Annotated in this window: 18 protein-coding genes, 2 tRNA genes and 1 pseudogene; 12 read left to right on the plus strand and 9 right to left on the minus strand. The window is 56.2% G+C overall.

From position 1 onward, the window contains the following. The first annotated feature begins 1 nt into the window (after position 1). Positions 2-1,327, plus strand: a complete 1,326-nt coding sequence (locus tag IEY11_RS09215; RefSeq protein WP_118729430.1) for a recombinase family protein — start codon at positions 2-4, stop codon at positions 1,325-1,327. Between the two features lie 3 nt (positions 1,328-1,330). Here the strand turns inward: IEY11_RS09215 and IEY11_RS09220 are convergent, their stop codons facing one another. The 5 genes from IEY11_RS09220 to IEY11_RS09240 all read right to left on the minus strand — a co-directional run bounded on the left by IEY11_RS09220 (position 1,331) and on the right by IEY11_RS09240 (position 5,142). Next, a complete protein-coding gene (locus IEY11_RS09220; RefSeq protein WP_188886360.1) occupies positions 1,331-2,191 on the minus strand; it encodes a tRNA 2-thiocytidine biosynthesis TtcA family protein in 861 nt (286 codons plus the stop codon). 16 nt (positions 2,192-2,207) lie between these two features. Further along, positions 2,208-3,329: a cysteine desulfurase family protein gene (locus IEY11_RS09225; protein ID WP_188886361.1), complete on the minus strand. Its 1,122-nt coding sequence runs from the start codon at positions 3,327-3,329 to the stop codon at positions 2,208-2,210. 113 nt (positions 3,330-3,442) lie between these two features. Then, positions 3,443-4,129 (minus strand): 7-cyano-7-deazaguanine synthase QueC, encoded by a 687-nt coding sequence (queC, locus tag IEY11_RS09230; protein WP_118285180.1) that lies wholly within the window; start codon positions 4,127-4,129, stop codon positions 3,443-3,445. After that, on the minus strand, positions 4,126-4,623 hold the full coding sequence (queF, locus tag IEY11_RS09235; RefSeq protein ID WP_118285179.1) for a preQ(1) synthase: 498 nt from the start codon (positions 4,621-4,623) through the stop codon (positions 4,126-4,128). Before queF ends, queC begins: the two co-directional genes overlap by 4 nt. 18 nt (positions 4,624-4,641) lie before the next feature. Beyond that, the gene (locus IEY11_RS09240; protein WP_199667405.1) at positions 4,642-5,142 is read right to left on the minus strand and encodes a QueT transporter family protein; all 501 of its coding nucleotides are present in this window, start codon (positions 5,140-5,142) and stop codon (positions 4,642-4,644) included. Between the two features lie 588 nt (positions 5,143-5,730). On the opposite strand from IEY11_RS09240, the gene IEY11_RS09245 reads away from it, so the two are divergent. Beyond that, positions 5,731-6,474 carry a sporulation initiation factor Spo0A C-terminal domain-containing protein gene (locus tag IEY11_RS09245; protein ID WP_188886362.1) on the plus strand — a complete coding sequence of 248 codons (744 nt, stop codon included), beginning with the start codon at positions 5,731-5,733 and terminating at the stop codon, positions 6,472-6,474. A gap of 127 nt (positions 6,475-6,601) precedes the next feature. Here IEY11_RS09245 and IEY11_RS15240 read toward each other — a convergent pair. Both IEY11_RS15240 and IEY11_RS09255 read right to left on the minus strand, forming a co-directional pair. Beyond that, positions 6,602-6,925 (minus strand): annotated as a pseudogene (locus IEY11_RS15240) (dipicolinate synthase subunit A N-terminal domain-containing protein); the annotation flags it as partial. Positions 6,926-7,003: 78 nt separating this feature from the next. Then, on the minus strand, positions 7,004-8,203 hold the full coding sequence (locus IEY11_RS09255; RefSeq protein ID WP_188886363.1) for a M24 family metallopeptidase: 1,200 nt from the start codon (positions 8,201-8,203) through the stop codon (positions 7,004-7,006). Positions 8,204-8,364: 161 nt separating this feature from the next. On the opposite strand from IEY11_RS09255, the gene cls reads away from it, so the two are divergent. The 3 genes from cls to IEY11_RS09270 are packed head-to-tail and all read left to right on the plus strand — an operon-like array spanning position 8,365 to position 11,129. Then, entirely contained in the window at positions 8,365-9,894 is a 1,530-nt protein-coding gene (gene cls, locus IEY11_RS09260) for a cardiolipin synthase (protein ID WP_243183982.1), read from the plus strand. A gap of 18 nt (positions 9,895-9,912) precedes the next feature. Further along, the gene (locus IEY11_RS09265; RefSeq protein ID WP_188886365.1) at positions 9,913-10,677 is read left to right on the plus strand and encodes a threonine/serine exporter family protein; all 765 of its coding nucleotides are present in this window, start codon (positions 9,913-9,915) and stop codon (positions 10,675-10,677) included. Beyond that, entirely contained in the window at positions 10,674-11,129 is a 456-nt protein-coding gene (locus IEY11_RS09270) for a threonine/serine exporter family protein (protein ID WP_117751581.1), read from the plus strand. The genes IEY11_RS09265 and IEY11_RS09270 overlap by 4 nt, the downstream gene beginning before the upstream one ends. A 323-nt stretch (positions 11,130-11,452) precedes the next feature. Here the strand turns inward: IEY11_RS09270 and IEY11_RS09275 are convergent, their stop codons facing one another. Then, positions 11,453-11,773: a permease prefix domain 1-containing protein gene (locus IEY11_RS09275; protein WP_118358757.1), complete on the minus strand. Its 321-nt coding sequence runs from the start codon at positions 11,771-11,773 to the stop codon at positions 11,453-11,455. Continuing rightward, a complete protein-coding gene (locus IEY11_RS09280; protein ID WP_110436934.1) occupies positions 11,760-12,095 on the minus strand; it encodes a PadR family transcriptional regulator in 336 nt (111 codons plus the stop codon). Before IEY11_RS09280 ends, IEY11_RS09275 begins: the two co-directional genes overlap by 14 nt. 178 nt (positions 12,096-12,273) lie before the next feature. Between IEY11_RS09280 and IEY11_RS09285 the strand changes: the two genes are divergently transcribed. From IEY11_RS09285 to IEY11_RS09315, 7 genes are all read left to right on the plus strand, one after another. Next, positions 12,274-12,765: a COG2426 family protein gene (locus IEY11_RS09285; protein ID WP_227109541.1), complete on the plus strand. Its 492-nt coding sequence runs from the start codon at positions 12,274-12,276 to the stop codon at positions 12,763-12,765. A 120-nt stretch (positions 12,766-12,885) separates the two neighbouring features. Beyond that, positions 12,886-12,972: transfer RNA gene (locus IEY11_RS09290), tRNA-Leu, on the plus strand. Between the two features lie 45 nt (positions 12,973-13,017). Next, a tRNA-Pro gene (locus IEY11_RS09295) sits at positions 13,018-13,093 on the plus strand. Positions 13,094-13,172: 79 nt separating this feature from the next. Further along, entirely contained in the window at positions 13,173-13,658 is a 486-nt protein-coding gene (gene moaC / locus IEY11_RS09300; protein ID WP_118479657.1) for a cyclic pyranopterin monophosphate synthase MoaC, read from the plus strand. Further along, positions 13,655-14,590 carry an XdhC family protein gene (locus IEY11_RS09305; RefSeq protein WP_188886366.1) on the plus strand — a complete coding sequence of 312 codons (936 nt, stop codon included), beginning with the start codon at positions 13,655-13,657 and terminating at the stop codon, positions 14,588-14,590. The genes moaC and IEY11_RS09305 overlap by 4 nt, the downstream gene beginning before the upstream one ends. 106 nt (positions 14,591-14,696) lie before the next feature. Then, positions 14,697-15,518, plus strand: a complete 822-nt coding sequence (locus IEY11_RS09310) for a substrate-binding periplasmic protein (protein WP_188886367.1) — start codon at positions 14,697-14,699, stop codon at positions 15,516-15,518. After that, positions 15,505-17,670 (plus strand): ATP-binding response regulator, encoded by a 2,166-nt coding sequence (locus tag IEY11_RS09315; protein WP_188886368.1) that lies wholly within the window; start codon positions 15,505-15,507, stop codon positions 17,668-17,670. The genes IEY11_RS09310 and IEY11_RS09315 overlap by 14 nt, the downstream gene beginning before the upstream one ends. The last annotated feature ends 32 nt before the right edge of the window (positions 17,671-17,702 follow it).

The raw sequence follows: 17,702 nt of genomic DNA on the forward strand, positions 1-17,702 counted from the left end.
CGTGCTGCGCGTGGCCGCCTATTGCCGCGTTTCCACCTCACAGGAGGACCAGAGAAACTCGCTGGAGAATCAGCGGCGATATTTTTCGGAGTACATCAGCCGCCAGCCGGACTGGGAGCTTGTGGAGGTTTATGCGGACGAGGGCCTGTCCGGTACCTCATCCGACCGGCCCGCCTTTCGGCGCATGCTGGCAGCGGCAGCAGAAGGGGAAATTGACCTGATTTTAACTAAAGAGGTCTCACGCTTTGCCCGAAATACGGTTGACACGCTCGCGTACACGCGGCTGCTGCGCCGTCAGGGAGTCGGTATTGTATTCATTGGAGATCATATCGACACCCGCCAGAATGACGGTGAATTCCGGCTTACCATAATGGCAAGCGTAGCGCAGGAGGAGAGCCGCAAAATCTCTGAGCGCGTCAAGTGGGGGCAGCAGCGCTCGATGGAGCGTGGTGTGGTGTTCGGATGCGATAATATCTACGGGTTTTCCCTGCGGGGTGGGGAATTGACAGTGAATCCCGAGCAGGCGGCAGTCGTCCGCGAGGTGTACCGCCGTTTCTTGATGGACGGCAAAGGCACTTACATCATCGCACGGGAGCTGACCGCCGGGGGCATTCCGCCGCCAAGCGGAAAAGGAAAATCGTGGTCGTCTACGATGGTGCTGCGGCTGCTCCGCAACGAGAAATACTGCGGCGATCTTCTGCAGCGCAAAAGCTGCACGCCGGATTTCCTTGATCACCGCAAGGTGAAAAATGAAGGGCAGTCGCCGCAGGTCTACCTGCGGGATCATCACGAGGCGATTGTGCCGCGCTCGATGTTCGAAGCTGTGCGGCGGGAACTCGACCGCCGGCAGGCAACCCGCAAAGCCGGCAGCCGACCCTCCGCGCGGTACTGGTGCTCCGGAAAAGTGGTCTGCGGACGGTGCGGCAGTCGGTTTGTGCCGCGCAGGGGCGCACAGGCGGACGGTGGTCTGCGATGGGTGTGCGGGAAACGGGTGCAGCACGGCGTGGCAGCGTGTGCGGCTCCGGCAGTTGGGAATCGAATTTTGCTGGACTGCATGAAGCAAATCACGCAGGATTTGCCAATCGATATAGAGGTGGTATTGCGGCAGACCTTACGCGCGATACCTGATATCACACGCGCTGAAAGGCAGCGATTCTGTACGATTTTACGGAAAAAGCTGTACAGTAACACGGTTTACAGTGCGCTGCTCGATCATATCACTGTAACGGGGGAGGGCTTGACTGTACATCTGCACGGCGTGTCCGAACCGCTGTATTTCGACCTTTCGGGCAGAGAAAAGCCGTCCGTGCAACGCACGGACGGCTGAACACTATTCGCTTTTCTTTCCGCGTTCGTCGTAATCATCGAGGAACGAGTGAAGCACGCCGCCGGTCTTGTAACCGGGCATCATATCCAGATTTACCGAGTGGATACTGTTGAAAATGCTGCGCTCAATATTCGGGTTGTCGCGGCGCAGATGGCGCAGCAGAATCTTGACCTCCTGTCGCTTGGAACCGCCTCCGCCGTTGTCGCACATCGTACAGTTTTCGGTGAAGCGGCACGCGCACTGGATAAATTCGAGGTCGTTATACTGCTTCCACGCGAGGATATCCTCCTCGTGAATGCAGTACAGCGGACGAATCAGCTCCATGCCTGCAAAGTTGGTGCTGTGCAGCTTGGGCAGCATGGCCTGCATCTGCGAGCCATAGAACATACTCATCACGGTCGTTTCAATGACATCGTTGAAGTGGTGGCCGAGCGCGATCTTGTTGCAGCCAAGCTCCTGCGCCTTGCTGTACAGATAGCCGCGGCGCATCCGCGCACACAGGTAGCAGGGGTTCTTCTCACTGTTGTTGGCAACCGCGAAAACATCGGTCTCGAACACGGTGATCGGGATATGCAGCAGTGCGGCGTTGCTCTCAATTTTATTGCGGTTGATCTCGTTGTAGCCGGGGTCCATAACGAGGAAAACCACCTCGAACGGCACCTCGCTGTACCGCTGGAGCAGCTGCATCAGCTTGGCCATCAGCATGGAATCCTTGCCGCCCGAAATGCACACGGCAATTTTGTCGCCCGGCTGAATCAGCTGATACTGACGGACCGCCAGTGTAAACGGGTTCCAGATGGTCTTGCGAAATTTTTTGATGATACTACGCTCGATCAGCTCGTGCGGCTGTAAATCTCGTTTCATAATGATGCTCCCTGTATTACTTGACTAACTCGTGATAGCACGCGTCGAAAACGGACAGAAATTCGTCGATTTCCGCGTCCGTGGTAAGGTGGCTCAGGCTGATGCGCCATGAGGACAGTGCATTGCGCCGGTCGCGGCTGACGGCAAACACCGCCCGAGAGGGAAGTCCGTCCGCCGAGCAGGCAGATTTGACCGATATGCACACGCCTTTTTCGGACAGCGCGCGCTGAAATACGGTGCCTTTCACATTCTTGATGCTCAGATTGAGGATATGCGGCACGGCGTGCTCCGGACTGTTGATATGCACCGCCGGATACGCCGCAAGTGCGCGGCGCAGCTTCTCGCTGTGGCGCTGAACGACCGCACAGCGGTTTTCGCGTTCATCGCATGCCAGCTGCAGTGCCAGTGCGGACGAAGCCGCCAGACTGAGTGCAGGCGTGCCGCTGCGGTACAGCGTTGTGCTGGCACCGCCGTTCATTTGCGGCTCGAGCGGCATACGGCTGCGCTTAAGCAGCACACCGCTGCCGCAGATGCCGCCGAACTTGTGCGGCGCAAAACTCAGTGTGTCAATACCGGCGAAGTCCACCGGGATGCGCCCGATAGCCTGCGTTGCGTCAACGTGCAGACGGCAGTTCGGATGGTCAGCCAGCAGCGCCGCGATTTCGTTTACCGGCTGGATGGTGCCAAGCTCGCTGTCCACCGCGCAGATGGCAACGAGAACGGTATCCGAACGCAGAAGCTCGTGCACTTCCTCCGGATCCACTGTGCCGTCTCGACCGATGGAGAGCAGGTCGATCTCCCAGCCGCGCTCCTGCAGGGCGGTCAGGCTGCCGTTGACCGAGGAATGCTCGAGCGGTGTGGAGATGATATGCTTGCCGATATGCCGTGACGCTTGTGCGATGCCCTTGATGGCGAGGTTGTTCGCCTCGGTCGCACCCGAGGTAAAGATGACCTCGGCAGGGGACGCGCCGGTCAGCGCCGCAATCTGCTCGGTGACGCGCGCCATTTCCTCACGGGCGGCTTTGCCAGCCGCGTGTACCGAGTTTGGGTTGGCCGGGAACCGGCGTTCCATATCGCAGAATCGCTCGAGCACTGCCGGATCGGCGGGTGCATGGGCGGCATAATCGAGATAAATCATAGCATGGACTCCTCAAAATAAGGTTAACGGCTATAATCATAGCATTCTTATAGGAAAAAGTCAAGATGGACAGAAAAAGACTGCTGTCTCCGATGAAACAGCAGTCTTTTGTTTTACCTCATTGCGGGGTCGGTCACGCCGTTGGCCTCGAACGCGCGGATGCGGTCCAGACAGGTGCCGCACTTGCCGCACGGCTTGTCGCCGCCCTCGTAGCAGCTCCACGTCAGTTGATAGGGAACCTGCAGCCGCAGACCTTCGGCAACGATCTGCGCCTTGTTCCAACGCACGAACGGAGCCTCGATGCGGACATCACCGCCCGAGCCGAGTACGATGGAGTGGTTCATCGCATTTACGAATTCCTCGCTGCAGTCGGGATAGGCATTGCCGGCGGCATCGTCGTGATGTGCACCGTAGTAAATCACGCTGCAGTTCTTGGACAGCGCAACGCTGGCCGCTGCCGACAGGAACAGACCGTTGCGGAACGGCACATAGGTCGTAACCGGCTTGCCGCCACGCTGTGCCAGCTGCTCGGCGTAGGATTCCTCGGGGATGTCCTCGGTCGAGTGGGAAAGCAGCGAGCAGTCGCTGTACGCGAACACCGGCGTCAGGTCGAGAGACGTGCCCTCGATGCCGTAGTATTCGAGAACCGCCTTTGCAGCCTGGATCTCCTTAACGTGCTTCTGACCGTAGTAAATGGACAGCGCGCACACATTCTCCTTGCCGTGCTTCTCGATGGCAAGCGCAAGACAGGTTGTGCTGTCCACGCCGCCGCTGCACAGGACCATTGCCTTTTCGCTCATCGGTTGTCCACCTTCTCCGGGTACAGATCGTGGTGGGTGAGACGCTCGAATGCAACCTCCTCCCAGCGGGTGCCGGGCTTGCCGTAGTTGCAGTACGGGTCGATCGAGATGCCGCCGCGCGGCGTAAATTTGCCCCAGACCTCAATGTACTTCGGATCCATCAGGCGGATGAGGTCCTTCATAATGATGTTTACGCAGTCCTCGTGAAAATCGCCGTGGTTGCGAAAGCTGAACAGATACAGCTTGAGCGACTTGCTCTCTACCATGCGCTCGCCGGGCACATAGGAGATATAAATGGTAGCAAAGTCCGGCTGGCCGGTCATCGGGCACAGGCTGGTGAACTCCGGGCAGTTGAACTTGACAAAATAGTCGTTGTCCGGATGCTTGTTCGGGAAAGTCTCCAGCATTTCGGGCGCGTAGTCCGAGGGATACTTGTTCTTCTGGCTGCCGAGCAGCGTGACGCCGTTCAGTTCTTCTTTATTTCTTCCGGTCATGGTTGCATTCTCCTTACATTAACTAGCCTTAGTTGCCTTGGGATACAGTGCGCGCTGCAGTACGTTCACCAGAACGACACCGCAGACCGCAGGTACGGACTGACCGATGCACAGGCTGGTGGCAAGTACAGAATACGGAACGTGCAGCAGATAGCTCAGATAGCTCGGTACGCCGAGACCGGGCACAAGGATGATCGGGAGGATCATCAGCCAGCGGCTCCAGCCCTTGCGGCGGATGAGCACGATGATCGCGGTAACGATGATACCGACGAAGCAGCCTCCGAACCAGTCCAGCAGACCGAGTCCGCCAAACAGAAAGTTGGCAATGAAATTAGCGAAACCAAGCGGCAAAACCAGGAACGGAAACAGGTAAGCGAGCGCATACAGAGCCGTCGCAATGCGGATCTGGTACGCGCCGAAAGAGAAGCTCTGCGTAAAGTACAGCACAACAACGTAAAGTGCCATCACCATAGCAGAAACGGTCAGTTTTTGAACCTTGCTCATGTTTTCTTTTACCATATTTCGTTCACCTCCAAATAATGCACACAACAACGTTGATTGGAAACCTAAGGCAACACCGCACAATTAAGACTGCGGTGCTTTGCGGAAATTTTGTGTCCTGACTTTGTTGCAGTTTCACGGTAATACATCAAGTATTACCGCAAAACTGTGCCTCGTCAGTACGCAAAATTTACTCGCAAATCACTCTTGTTCAATTATGCGGTATTGCCTTAAAATTTTTCTGTTTCGTTGTCCCTAGTTTTGTTTTACGACAGGATGGTTTCGAACTGTCATTCCATATCCGGAAGCAAAGTGCCGAACGGCACAAACGATAGTATAGCGTATTTTTGCCGTTTATGCAAGTGTAAAAGCAGCAAAACATGGTTTTGATAGAGAGATTATGCGGTTTCACCAAGAAGCGCGGAATCCCTGCCCGACAGAGAGAAAACCGGACATTCGACAGATAAAACGCGGTTTTGTCGAAAATTGTCGATAAATATGCGGAGGAAAGCAGGGATATCCGCTTGCGCGGACGCGCTGAATATGTAAAAATAAGATGTAATCCGTAAATCGGCATAAGATAGAGAAAGCCGGGGAAAGCAGTAAATGAAGATCAAACAAGACAAAATGCGTATTTTACTGGCGTGTGCGGACGAGTCTCTGCTGAAACAGACAAAACGGCTTATGCAGGCGAGCAATGAACTGGAGCTTGTCGGCAGTACGTCGAGCGGCACGAAGGCGTGGGAAATGATTCGACAAAAAACGCCGGATATGGTCGTGCTGGATACCGACCTGCCGTATGCAGACGGCTTTGCCGTTGCGTCATGGATGAGACAGAAGGGGATGTGGGATACAAGTATTATCCTGCTCAGCTCGTTCATCGGCGGTCAGACCTATGTGGAATGCAGTCTGCTGCACATCAACGTGCTGCTGCGCAAGCCAATCTGTGCGGATGCACTGTATGAGCGTATCAAGCTGGCGGTCAACTGTACCAGTCGGGGCGATACGGTGGAGCAGCGGCTGGCCCAGATCCTGCGGGAGCTGGGCATGCGCGAGCAGACGATCGGCTATCAGTGTGCATTGCTGACCGTGTGCCTGTATCGGGAGACCGACGGTGCCAGCATCACCAAGATCATTTATCATAGTGTCGCGCAGCAGATGAACAGCGAAGGCAGTAATGTGGAGCGCAACATGCGCTACGCCGTTCACCGCGCATGGGATAAGTGTGATAAAGCCGTGCTTGCCAGGTATTTCGGTGAAGCGCGTGCACAGGATAAGGAGCCGCCGAGCAACCGCGAATTCTGTGCGGCTCTCGTGGAGTATCTCCGGCAGGAAGCCTGCCGCCTGTAACCGGACAGCCTGTGCTTTTTGCAAATGCGGCAGGTACCGCGTTGCGGATCGCCAGCTCCTCGCGGGATAAGTAGTCGATGAGCGTCAGTCCGTTCTGCACCGCGCGGGCGTGTACGGAAAAAGGCACGGCACCGGCCAGCGTCAGTGTTCCGGCGGGAATGGCATCGAGTACATCGCCGATGGTGTGCTGTGCATTGGCAAGCGGCGCGTTCAGGCTGCCGTCCCCCATCTGCACCGGCATAGGCAGAATGACCGCGCGTGCATCGTCAAGGCACGCCTGCAGGTCGCTTACAGCCGTGCAGCCTGCGGCGGGCCGGCGCTCGAGTGCAAATGTGCGAACGGTGTGGCCTGCTTCGTGCAGCAGCTCGGCTAAATACGCCTGACGCACATCGCCGCCGACGACGGCGAGAGTCGTCGATTGATTCATAAGCAAAAACCTCCTTTGCGCCATTCTATGCCGGACGCAAAAGAGGAGTGAAAAGAGAACATCCGCTCTTTGTACAAACAGAGAGCGGATGTTTTTTATAGATTACTGATTGAGTATCTCGAACAGCGTGTCGCATGCGCCGGTGAGCGACTGCGCAGGACCGTCTGCGGTGATCTCATAGGTGTTTTCGCAGCCGATGAGGCCGACACCCGGAATCGCGATCTTCGGCTCAACGGCAAGCGTCATGCCGGACTCGAGCGGAGCCGAGAAGCCTTTGGCAAGAACCGGTGTTTCGTCCATTGTCAGGCCGATGGAGTGGCCGAGGAACTTGCAGCCGTTCATAAAGCCTTCGCGGAACGCAGGATCGACGAGAGAGAGGATCTTTTCGTAAATCTCAGCCGGAACGGCACCGGCGCGCAGGAGAGATGCGGTTTCGTTCTCCAGCGCAATGCACTGCTCGCGTGCCGCGCGGATCACGCCGCTCTGCGGATGCTTGTCCAGCTCGCCGTAGTAGAACGTAATACTCTTATCGGTATGGTAGCCGCGCCAGCCGCACGGAATGTCCAGCAGGACGGTGTCGCCTTCGTGCAGTGTGCGCTCGGACGAGCCGATGGACTTCATTGCGGTCGAGGTGCCGATACAACCGGAGGGGCTGTCCAGTGCGGTGGGACGCAGGCTGTTTTCACTGAAGCTGGCAATGCCGAGCACGTCCTCAGCTGCCGGCTGATTGTAGCGCGAGATACCCATGCCGCCGCGGTCCACGATGGCGGTGCAGATCTCGCTGCACAGGCGTGCTTCGCTGACGCCTTCGCGCAGGAACGCCGGAGCAAGTTCCTCGATGACATAGCGGTGCAATTTGCCGGATTCGCGCATACAGTCGAGTTCATACGCGCTCTTGACCGAGCGCAGCGCGCTGAGCACGCCGTCCATCGGCTTGGGTGCAAACGGCAGATGCTTGTTCAGCATGGAGAGCTTTTGCAGCGTCATGGTCTTTGCGGCAACGTAGACGGTCTCCGGAATATCCGGATAGACCTCCTTGATGCCGCGGAAGCTGCCCATCGGACGGATGTCTGCAAAGGCGGATTCATCCTTTGCAACATCAAACGAGCGGCGGACGAACAGCGTTGCCTGATCGGGTGTCACGACAAGTGCGCCATCCTGCATGGTGCCGGTGAAGTAGTACATGTCGAGCGTGTTGTCAAGCAGAAGCATGGACCACGCAGGGTCCTTCTCGGTCATAGCACAGCGCAGACGGTCGAGCCGCGTGTTCAGTTCGGCGGCGGGCACGGAAATATGGGGCATGGATGATCCTCCTGTATGATTAACGGTGGTTTACAAAGATGTTACTTTTAGTGTAGCACATATTTAACCGGAGAGCAACGCAGACGCGTTGACTTTTTATACCTTGTGCGATATGATTATAGTCTATGGAAGGACTGCGCTGTGCAGGGAAGGGAGAGATTATGATGCGCAGAAAAGTAGGCAAGCTGCTTGGCGACCGACGCGTTGTCGGCGGATTCCTGCTGCTGATTCAGCTTGCAATCGTTATGTTCGGCGTAAGCTGGGCAAGTACGGAATATCACTGGCTGACACCGGCACTGACCGTGCTGAGCGTTATCATTGTCATCTGGCTGGTGCGTAAGTACGACAACCCGATGTACAAGATCACATGGATGCTGGTTATTGTGCTGCTGCCGCTGTTCGGCGGCTTGTTTTATCTGTTCTGGGGCAATACGCCGCTCAATCGGGCGCGTACCCAGCATCAGTACGAGCCGAAACCGCCGGATTTCACCGACTATATGCGTACACCTGCTACAAAGGAGCTGATCGAGCAGCATCCGCGTCATGCAGCACGTGCCCGTTACATCGAGACGCTGGACGGTATGCCGGTGTGGACCAACACGGAGACGAAATATTTCCGTATCGGTGAGGAAATGTTCGACTCCATGTGCAAGGAGCTGCGCCGCGCACAAAAGTTCATCTTTCTGGAGTATTTCATCATCGAAGAAGGCATCATGTGGGATACTATCCTTGATATCCTGCGGGAGAAGGCGGCCGCCGGACTGGATGTGCGCGTGCTGTACGACGACGTTGGTTCGATCTGCACGCTGCCGAAAAACTACGACCGCTATCTGATGAGCCTCGGCATTCACGCGGTGCGCTTTAACCGCTTTATCCCGACGCTGAACACCTATCTCAACTACCGCAACCATCGCAAGATGACGATTATTGACGGCAATGTCGGTTATATGGGCGGTATCAATCTGGCGGATGAGTATATCAACAAAAAGGTGCGTTTCGGCTACTGGAAGGACACCGGTATCATGCTGCGGGGTGAGGGAACAGCCAATATGACCGCCCTGTTCCTGCAGATGTGGGAGTATGTCACCGGCGAGGATATGCCGCCGCTCGAAAACTATCTGCCGACCGCCAAGCTGCCGTCAGACGGCTATGTGCAGCCGTTTGCGGATTCACCGCTCGACGATATCAATATCGGTGAATCCACCTACCTGCAGATCATCCATAACGCGCGAAAGTACGTCTATATCACCACGCCGTATCTTGTACTGGACAACGAGATGATTACGGCGCTGACCATTGCGGCGCAGTCCGGCGTGGACGTGCGCATCCTGACGCCGGGCATCCCGGATAAAAAGCTGGTGTACATGATCACACGTTCGTACTATCAGCAGCTGCACCGAGCGGGTGTGAAGATTTATGAGTACCGACCGGGCTTTCTGCACGCGAAAACCATCGTGTCCGACGATGATACGGCGGTGGTCGGTACGATCAACATGGATTTCCGCTCGTTCTTCCTGCACTTTGAGTGCGCGACCTGCTTCTACAACAGCTCGGTCGTTGCTGCCGTTAAGCAGGACATTATGGAGACCATCAATGTCAGCCGCCGGATTGATGACGAATGGCTGCGCCGTGTGCCGTGGATTCGGTCGATCATGGCAAGCGTGCTGCGCCTGTTCGCGCCGCTGCTGTAATGAGAGGAGCGTGGTTTGATGGATCGACCGGAGCAGACACTTTCCGCTGTGCTGGATGCGGGAGAGCTGCTGCTGACCTCGGGTGCTGAGGCAGCTCGCGTAGAGGACACCATGCGCCGTCTGGCACGCGCCTACGGTTTTGTACGAGCGGATGTGCTGACCATCACGGCCAGCATGGCAGTAACGGTACGGACGGCAGACGATCAGGTGATCACGCAGACACGCCGCATCCTGCGGCGCGGAACCGATATGCGCTGCATTGAGGCGGTCAACGAGTTGTCGCGCAAGGTATGTGTGAATCCTGTTCCGCCGGAGGAATTGCACGCACGTCTGGAGGCGATACGTACCGCACCGGATAAGCTGCGCTGCCGGCTGCCGCTGGCGTATCTGATCACGTCAGGCTCGTTCGCTGTGTTCTTCGGCGGCACCTGGAGAGACGGCGCTGCCGCCATGCTGTGCAGCGTGCTGTTGTATGTCATCGGCGTGCTCGGTGATCGGATTTCGCTGCAGCCGCTCGTGCTGACCATGGTCAGCTCGGCGGCGATGTGCGCGGCAGCGACTCTCACGGTAAAAACCGGCATGGGACAGAATCTGGACTATATCATTATCGGCAACATCATGCTGCTGATTCCGGGCATTCCGTTCGTCAACTCCATGCGCGATATTTTCGTGGGTGACACCATCACCGGACTGCTCAGCGCGTTTGAAGCGGTTTTGAGAGCGCTTGCTATCGCGGCAGGCTGCGCGCTCGTGCTCATGCAGACTGGGGGCGGTGCCGTATGACAGGTGAAATCCTCCTGCAGATTGTCATGGCGATGATCGGTGCGCTCGGCTTCGGACTGCTGTTTCATATTTCCGGCAGCCGCCTGATCACGATCATGCTTGGTGCTGCGGTAAACTGGGGTGTGTATCTGCTGGCGATGCAGTGGTATGATAACCGCGTGACCGCGTTTTTCGTCTCTACGCTGGCAACGGCCGCACTGGCCGAGGTGCTCGCGCGGTTGCTCAAAGCGCCTGTCATCACGCTGCTCGTGCCTATGCTGGTGCCGCTGATTCCGGGCGGCGACCTGTATTACACGACGCTTGCGCTCGTGCAGGGCGACACGGCAGGCTTTGCTCGATACGGTACGCTGTTCATCGAGGAGGCGGGCGCGATGGCGTTCGGCGTCATCCTTGTGGCGTGCTTGGTGCAGACTCTCGGCAAGCTGTGGCTGCTGCACAGTGCAAGAAAATAAAGGCAACACCGCTATGCGGTATTGCCTCAGTCTGTCAAAAAAATATTATTTTAATTTTTACGCTTCGTGCGGCAGCACGCATAAAATAGAATTTGCGGAGCAAATTCATAAATTCCGGGAGCATGTATCTCGGAATTTATACAAGGGAAGAAAAAATGTGCCCGCAGGGCGCGGTTTTTCTTCGGTATTCGCTCGAAAGCGTGGTTTCGAGCGAGAGGATGCTCGGAAAACGTTAGTTTTTCGACAGCCTCAGGCAACACCGCTATGCGGTATTGCCTAAAGAAAGCGTTCTGTAAATCTCATACAGAACGCTTTTGTGCTGTTTACAGCAGGTAAATTGTCAGATATAACGCACAGAGCAGAATGGCAATCCATACAGTGGCGGAAATCACGTTGTACACTACCCGTGCAAGCGGCAGACGCGCCTGCCGCAGAGCCTTTCCCAGCACATCCGGATCACCAAGTGCGCGCAGCACCTGACGCACAGCCTGCTCCTGTGTGAGGCTGCCGCGGCAGCGCAGCTCCTCCGCGCGGCTGAGAATATGGTCGGTCAGCTCCCGCCGAACGCGGGCACGGTAAGGCGGCCACAGGAGATGCCGGCACACGCGGTGCAGGTACGGCGCAATCAGCTTATTTGGTGACACAGGCGCCACCTCCGATTGGCTTGCGGCAGGTTTTCCACTGTTCCCGGCAGCAGGTGAGCGTTTTCACGCCCTGACGGGTCAGCCGGTAAAAACGGTGCGTGCCGTCCTCGGTCTGCCGTTCACAGGAGCGGACATCGCCGCGTGCCTCAAGTCCGTGCAGCAGGGGATACAGGCGGCTTTCGCGGATGGCAAACGCGCAGTCTGAGCGGCATTCCACCTCATGCAGCAGTTGAAAACCGGTCTTGTCCGCCTCCTCAAGCAGAGAAAGCACAAGCAGAGCCGCGCTGTCGTAAAAGGCAGCGTCTTTTTGTCCTCGCGGCATGGAGATCCCCTCCTTTATATATTCAGTATAACCGCTCGCGAGGGGTGCGTCAAATTATTTTACACAGATTTTACGATTGCAGCGCTTGCGTTTGTATGCGGAATAGGGTATCATTAACAAGTATATCTGTGTGAATATTCGCTGTTTACCATAGAACACTTGTCAGGAGGAAAAAATCGTGTTTTCATCGTTATTCAACTGGCTGATGGGCGCAGGCCGTGAACTGGCGGTTGTGCTCATCTCCATGGTTCCGCTGGTAGAATTGCGCGGTGCGGTCCCGCTGGGCGCGGTCGCAGGCGTGCCGGCGATCGAGCTGATCCCGCTGGCTGTGATCGGCAATATGATCCCGATCCCGTTTTTGCTGTTCTTCGGCGAAAAGCTGCTGGACTGGGTGTGCTCGCTCGGCCCGCTTTCCGGCTTTGCCACCAAGTACCGAGAAAAGCTGCTCGGAAAGACCGGTCAGGTCACCCGGTATGAACGGCTGGGTCTGTTCCTTTTTGTGGCGATCCCGCTGCCGGGCACCGGAGCATGGTCGGGTGCATTGATTGCAACGCTGCTCAAAATGCCGAAAACCAAGGCGCTGACTTCGATTCTGTGCGGCGTAATTGTTGCAGGCTTTATTATGCTGCTCGGTTCTCAGGGTGTAATTGGCGTTGCACATTTGTTTTAAAAGATAACAGCCATTCCCACGGGAATGGCTGTTATCTTTTGCAGCAGTGAAAGAAAAATACCCTTTTCGAAAAATTCCTCTTGCCAACCGGTGCGATTTACGATATAATAACTATGTTATGCCGGTGTGATGGAATTGGTAGACGTAGTGGACTCAAAATCCACCGCTGGCGACAGCGTACCGGTTCGAGTCCGGTCACCGGCACCATCAAGCGCCTCGGTTCCTCGGAATACGGGGCGCTCACAATACTATCCGGGTGTAGCGCAGTTGGTAGCGCGCCTGCTTTGGGAGCAGGATGCCGCAGGTTCGAATCCTGTCACTCGGACCAGATGAAACACCGCTTAAACGTCGTTTTGAGCGGTGTTTTTTGTGTTTGCGGAACAAAATAAATTTTCGGGAGGAACAACATGAAACTGACCCATTTGGATGAAAACGGTGCAGCGCACATGGTCAACATCGGCGCGAAGCCGGTCACGCAGCGCGAAGCGGTGGCGCAGTCCGTGCTGACCATGCAGCCGGAGACGCTGCGCATGATCCTTGACGGAACAGTGCCCAAGGGCGATGTGTTCGCGTGCGCGCGTATCGCGGGCATTATGGCGGCCAAGCGGACGGCAGAGCTGATCCCGATGTGCCATCCGATCCCGATCGAGAGCGTGGACATCGCCATTGAGGCTGTCTCGGAGACGCAGGTGCGCGTTGTCAGCACGCTGCGTTGTTCGCACAAGACCGGCATTGAGATGGAAGCACTTACGGCAGCCACTGTTGCTGCGCTGACCGTCTACGACATGTGCAAGGCGGTGGACCGCGGTATGCGTATTGATGAGACGCTGCTGCTGCACAAGACCGGCGGCAAAAGCGGCGATTATCACGCGGAAGGAGCGACGGCACGATGACTTTGCTGGAACAGCTGCAGGCTGCCGCGGAAAATGCTCGCAAGGGACTTCCGGCGGCGCTGACCATCGACGCGGATGGCGTACAGTACACGCGCAATTTCATGCCGCAGGAACGCCTGATTCTGCTCGGCGGCGGCACGATCGCGCAGCCGCTTTGCCGCTATGCGGCCGATCTCGGTTTTGAGCTGGTTGTGGCGGACGACCGGCCGTCTTTTGCCAATCATCCGCGCTTTCCGGAAGCAAAGCAGATCGTATGTGATCTGTTTCCGGCGGCAATCGAGAAAATCGGCATCCGAGAGAGCGATTACGTTGCCGTTATCACGCGCGGGCATCGTTATGACGCGGACTGCCTGCGGGAGCTTCTGCGCGGCACCATGCCGCGCTATCTCGGCATGATCGGGTCGAAGCGGCGCACGGTCGGTCTGCTGAACATGCTTGAGGAAGAAGGCTTCTCTCGGGCAGATCTCGACCGCATTCATACGCCCATCGGTCTGGACATTGGTGCGCTGACCGTCAAGGAGATTGCGATTTCTATCGTGGCAGAGCTGATCGCGGAACGCCGCCGCACGACCGATCGCCGTTCCAAGAGTAGCATTCTCACCGCAGAGGACATCGACCTGCCGCTGCTGGAAACCGCTGCACGCGGTGATATTCCCAAAACGCTCATGCTCGTGTACGAGACCAGCGGTTCCACGCCGGTAAAATCCGGCTCGTACATGGTGGTCGATGCCAACACGGCTACTGCGGGCACCATCGGCGGCGGCTGCAGTGAGAGCGCCGTTATACGGCAGGCGTATTACTTGATCGGCACCGGCGAGCACAAGTGCGTCACCATCGACATGAGCAACGACATTGCTGCGCAGGAAGGTATGGTTTGCGGCGGGCAGATGAAGGTGCTGCTGGCGGATTTGGGTACGAAAAAATCGACATAAAGTGAAAAAAGTTGTCGAAAAATACTGGGATAAAATGTCATGTTCTCTCTGGCATTCATAGATCTAAAATGGTATAATAAGGATAAAAAGTAAAGCAGGGGAAGCCATGAGACTCAAAAGACGGATTTTCGGTGTATTTGCGGCAGCACTGGCGGGTGTGCTGCTGTGCGGATGTACGGCTGCCGAGGATATGCAGGAGCACCGGACGGAAACACCGATAACGATCAAGGTGGGCAGCGACAACTATCCGCCGTTTAATTATACCGATGAAAACGGCAATCCGGCAGGCGTGGATGTGGATTTGGCTAAGGAATCCTTCGGACGGCTGGGGTATGCAGTATCCTTCGTCGGCATTGACTGGGAAGAAAAGAAGAAACTGGTTGAACATGGTGATATTGACTGTATCTGGGGATGTTTTTCCATTGATGGGCGCGAGAACGAATACAACTGGACTGAACCGTATATGATCAGCCGCCAGGTGGTTGCGGTCAACCGCAGCAGCGATATTTACCGGCTGAGCGATCTGGAGGGCAAGACCATTGCCGTGCAGTCCACCACCAAGCCGGAGAGTATTTTCCTCGAGCGAACGGACAGCCGCATTCCGCTTGTGCGTGAAGTATACAGTCTGGAGGATCGCGAACTGCTCTACACCTCTCTCGGCAAGGGCTATGTGGATGCGATCGCGGCGCACGAAACCGCTATTCGGCAGTACATGAAGGATTATGATGCGGATTACCGTATTCTGGACGAAAGCATTCTCACGACAGGAATCGGTGTGGCGTTTGCAAAAAACGATACGCGCGGACTGAGCGAACAGCTTTCCCGGGTTTTTGAGGAAATGCGTGCAGACGGTACGACTCGAACGATCATAGGCAGGTATCTGTCCGATCCGGACAAATATTTGGAGGTGGACTGTGCTGCAGATTAAAAAGGGCAAAGCCACACGCCGGTACGAACGGATTGCGGCTGCAATCGGCGCCGTACTGGTCATCGTGGTCGGCTTTAACACGATGCGTGCGGAGAGCGCGCAGACACGGGAACAGCTCGGCAATACGATAGATTATGTGAAGGAGCAGTGCACGACCTATACACGCTACAATGCTGCAGCTGTTACCAAAAGCCTGATGCGTATCATGGACAACGCACAGCAGGTAAACCGCAATATCGGCTATGAAGGCTCGGCTGTAGATGAAGAACGGCTTCGGTTCTATGCGCAGGAACAGCGGCTGACCGGCATTATTCTGCTGGACACAGATGGAAGCGTGCAGTGCGAGTATAACGGTGATCTGCTGAATTTTCAGACACTGCAGAAGTATATAGAGCGGGATACAGTGCTCGATGTGGTCAGGTATCCGCAGAAGACCTATGCTTCGCGGATTGACCTGCCGGACGGCTCCTATGTGGATATCTCGGCGTACGGCCGTACAGATGTGCCCGGTGTGATCGTTGCATACTATCACACCACTGCGGAGTATGCACGCAATTATACGCTGACCATACAGGGCTCGCTTGCGGGCTATAACACCAGGGACGACGGTGTGATTGTGGTGGCAAACGGCGACCGCATTATCGCGTCCAACGATGAAAAGCTGGTTGATACCAAGGTGGAGGACAGCCGTATTCTGCAGCAGATCAAGTCGAATCTTTCGTCCGCCGCGGTCGGGCATTTCAAGTGCGATGGCAGCATCTATTTCGGCGGTCTGGACCGCAGCCGCGATTACTATATCTACGCCTATGTATCCGACCGCATGGTAGCGACTGATATGGTCAAAAATATGATGGCGGCGCTGATCATTTATCTGGTCATGCTGACCGCGATTCAGATGTTCCGCAGACGTTCCGCGCGGGAATATCTGGCCGAGCGGGATCGGCGCGAGCGGGAATTCCGTGAGCAGCTGATGGAATCCGCTGAAAAGGCCGAGCAGGCCAACCGCGCTAAGACCGAGTTCCTGCAGCGCATGAGCCACGATATCCGCACGCCGATCAACGGCATTCGCGGTATGATTGAGATTGCGAATTACTACAAGGACGATCCGGACAAGCAGACCGAGTGCCGGAAGAAAATATGGGATGCCTCCGGTCTGCTGCTCGAGCTGGTAAACGAGGTGCTGGACATGGGCAAACTCGAATCCGGCGAGATCATGCTGGAGGAACGCGAGTTTGACCTCAAGGAACTGCTGGACAGCGTTGGCATAGTGGTGGATAAGCAGGCGCGGGAGCGGGGCATTACGATAATAACGGATGGCTATCCGGTTGAGCACCGCTGCCTGCTCGGCAGTCCGCTGCACCTGCGGCGGCTGCTGATGAATATCATCAGCAATGCGGTCAAGTACAACCGCGTGGGCGGCGAAATCAGGCTGGGATGCTGCGAAAAGCCGAGTGCGGATCCGGAGACTGCACAGATTGAATTCACCTGTGCGGATACCGGTATCGGCATGAGCGAGGAGTTTCAGAAGCATGTATTTGAGCCGTTCGCACAGGAGCGGAATACGGCTCGATCGGAATACGGCGGTACCGGTCTGGGTATGCCGATTGCGAAAAGTCTGGCGGAGAAAATGGGCGGCACGCTGTCCTTTGTCAGCAGGCAAGGCGTAGGCACGACGTTTACGCTGTCGCTGCCGTTCCGCATCTGCCATGCACCGGAGAAGCGGAATAAGCCGAAACGCCTGCTGCAGACCAGCTCTATTGCCGGACTGCATGTGCTGGTTGCGGAAGATAACAGGATGAATATGGAGATTGCTGAGTTTGTACTCAATGTGGAAGAAGCCTCCATCATCAAGGCAGTGAATGGCGAGGAGGCGGTACGCATTTTTGCCGATTCCAGGCCCGGAGAAATTGATGCGATTTTAATGGATGTGATGATGCCGGTGATGGACGGTCTGGAAGCGACGCGGCGTATTCGCGCGATGAAGCGTCCGGATGCGAGAACCATTCCAATCATCGCCATGACAGCAAACGCTTTCGCAGAGGACCGTCAGCGTGCCTTTGCTGCGGGCATGGATATGCATATTGCAAAGCCGCTGGAAGGCTCGGAGATGGTGGAAACGCTGGAGCGGTTTGTCAAATCCTCGCGGAAATAGGAGCAGAAGCGCAGAAAGAATACTATATAAAG

Origin of the sequence: Butyricicoccus faecihominis (assembly GCF_014648015.1) — a bacterium.
Taxonomy (GTDB): domain Bacteria; phylum Bacillota; class Clostridia; order Oscillospirales; family Butyricicoccaceae; genus Agathobaculum; species Agathobaculum butyriciproducens.

Coding starts and splice junctions, on each gene's coding strand:
- queC (WP_118285180.1), bottom strand. CDS start 4,129: ATGAGCGAAAAGGCAATGGTCCTGTGCAGCGGCGGCGTGGACAGCACA.
- IEY11_RS09255 (WP_188886363.1), bottom strand. CDS start 8,203: ATGCCCCATATTTCCGTGCCCGCCGCCGAACTGAACACGCGGCTCGAC.
- cls (WP_243183982.1), top strand. CDS start 8,365: ATGATGCGCAGAAAAGTAGGCAAGCTGCTTGGCGACCGACGCGTTGTC.
- IEY11_RS09265 (WP_188886365.1), top strand. CDS start 9,913: ATGGATCGACCGGAGCAGACACTTTCCGCTGTGCTGGATGCGGGAGAG.
- IEY11_RS09280 (WP_110436934.1), bottom strand. CDS start 12,095: ATGCCGCGAGGACAAAAAGACGCTGCCTTTTACGACAGCGCGGCTCTG.
- queF (WP_118285179.1), bottom strand. CDS start 4,623: ATGACCGGAAGAAATAAAGAAGAACTGAACGGCGTCACGCTGCTCGGC.
- IEY11_RS09305 (WP_188886366.1), top strand. CDS start 13,655: ATGACTTTGCTGGAACAGCTGCAGGCTGCCGCGGAAAATGCTCGCAAG.
- IEY11_RS09270 (WP_117751581.1), top strand. CDS start 10,674: ATGACAGGTGAAATCCTCCTGCAGATTGTCATGGCGATGATCGGTGCG.
- IEY11_RS09240 (WP_199667405.1), bottom strand. CDS start 5,142: ATGGTAAAAGAAAACATGAGCAAGGTTCAAAAACTGACCGTTTCTGCT.
- moaC (WP_118479657.1), top strand. CDS start 13,173: ATGAAACTGACCCATTTGGATGAAAACGGTGCAGCGCACATGGTCAAC.
- IEY11_RS09220 (WP_188886360.1), bottom strand. CDS start 2,191: ATGAAACGAGATTTACAGCCGCACGAGCTGATCGAGCGTAGTATCATC.
- IEY11_RS09245 (WP_188886362.1), top strand. CDS start 5,731: ATGAAGATCAAACAAGACAAAATGCGTATTTTACTGGCGTGTGCGGAC.
- IEY11_RS09310 (WP_188886367.1), top strand. CDS start 14,697: ATGAGACTCAAAAGACGGATTTTCGGTGTATTTGCGGCAGCACTGGCG.
- IEY11_RS09225 (WP_188886361.1), bottom strand. CDS start 3,329: ATGATTTATCTCGATTATGCCGCCCATGCACCCGCCGATCCGGCAGTG.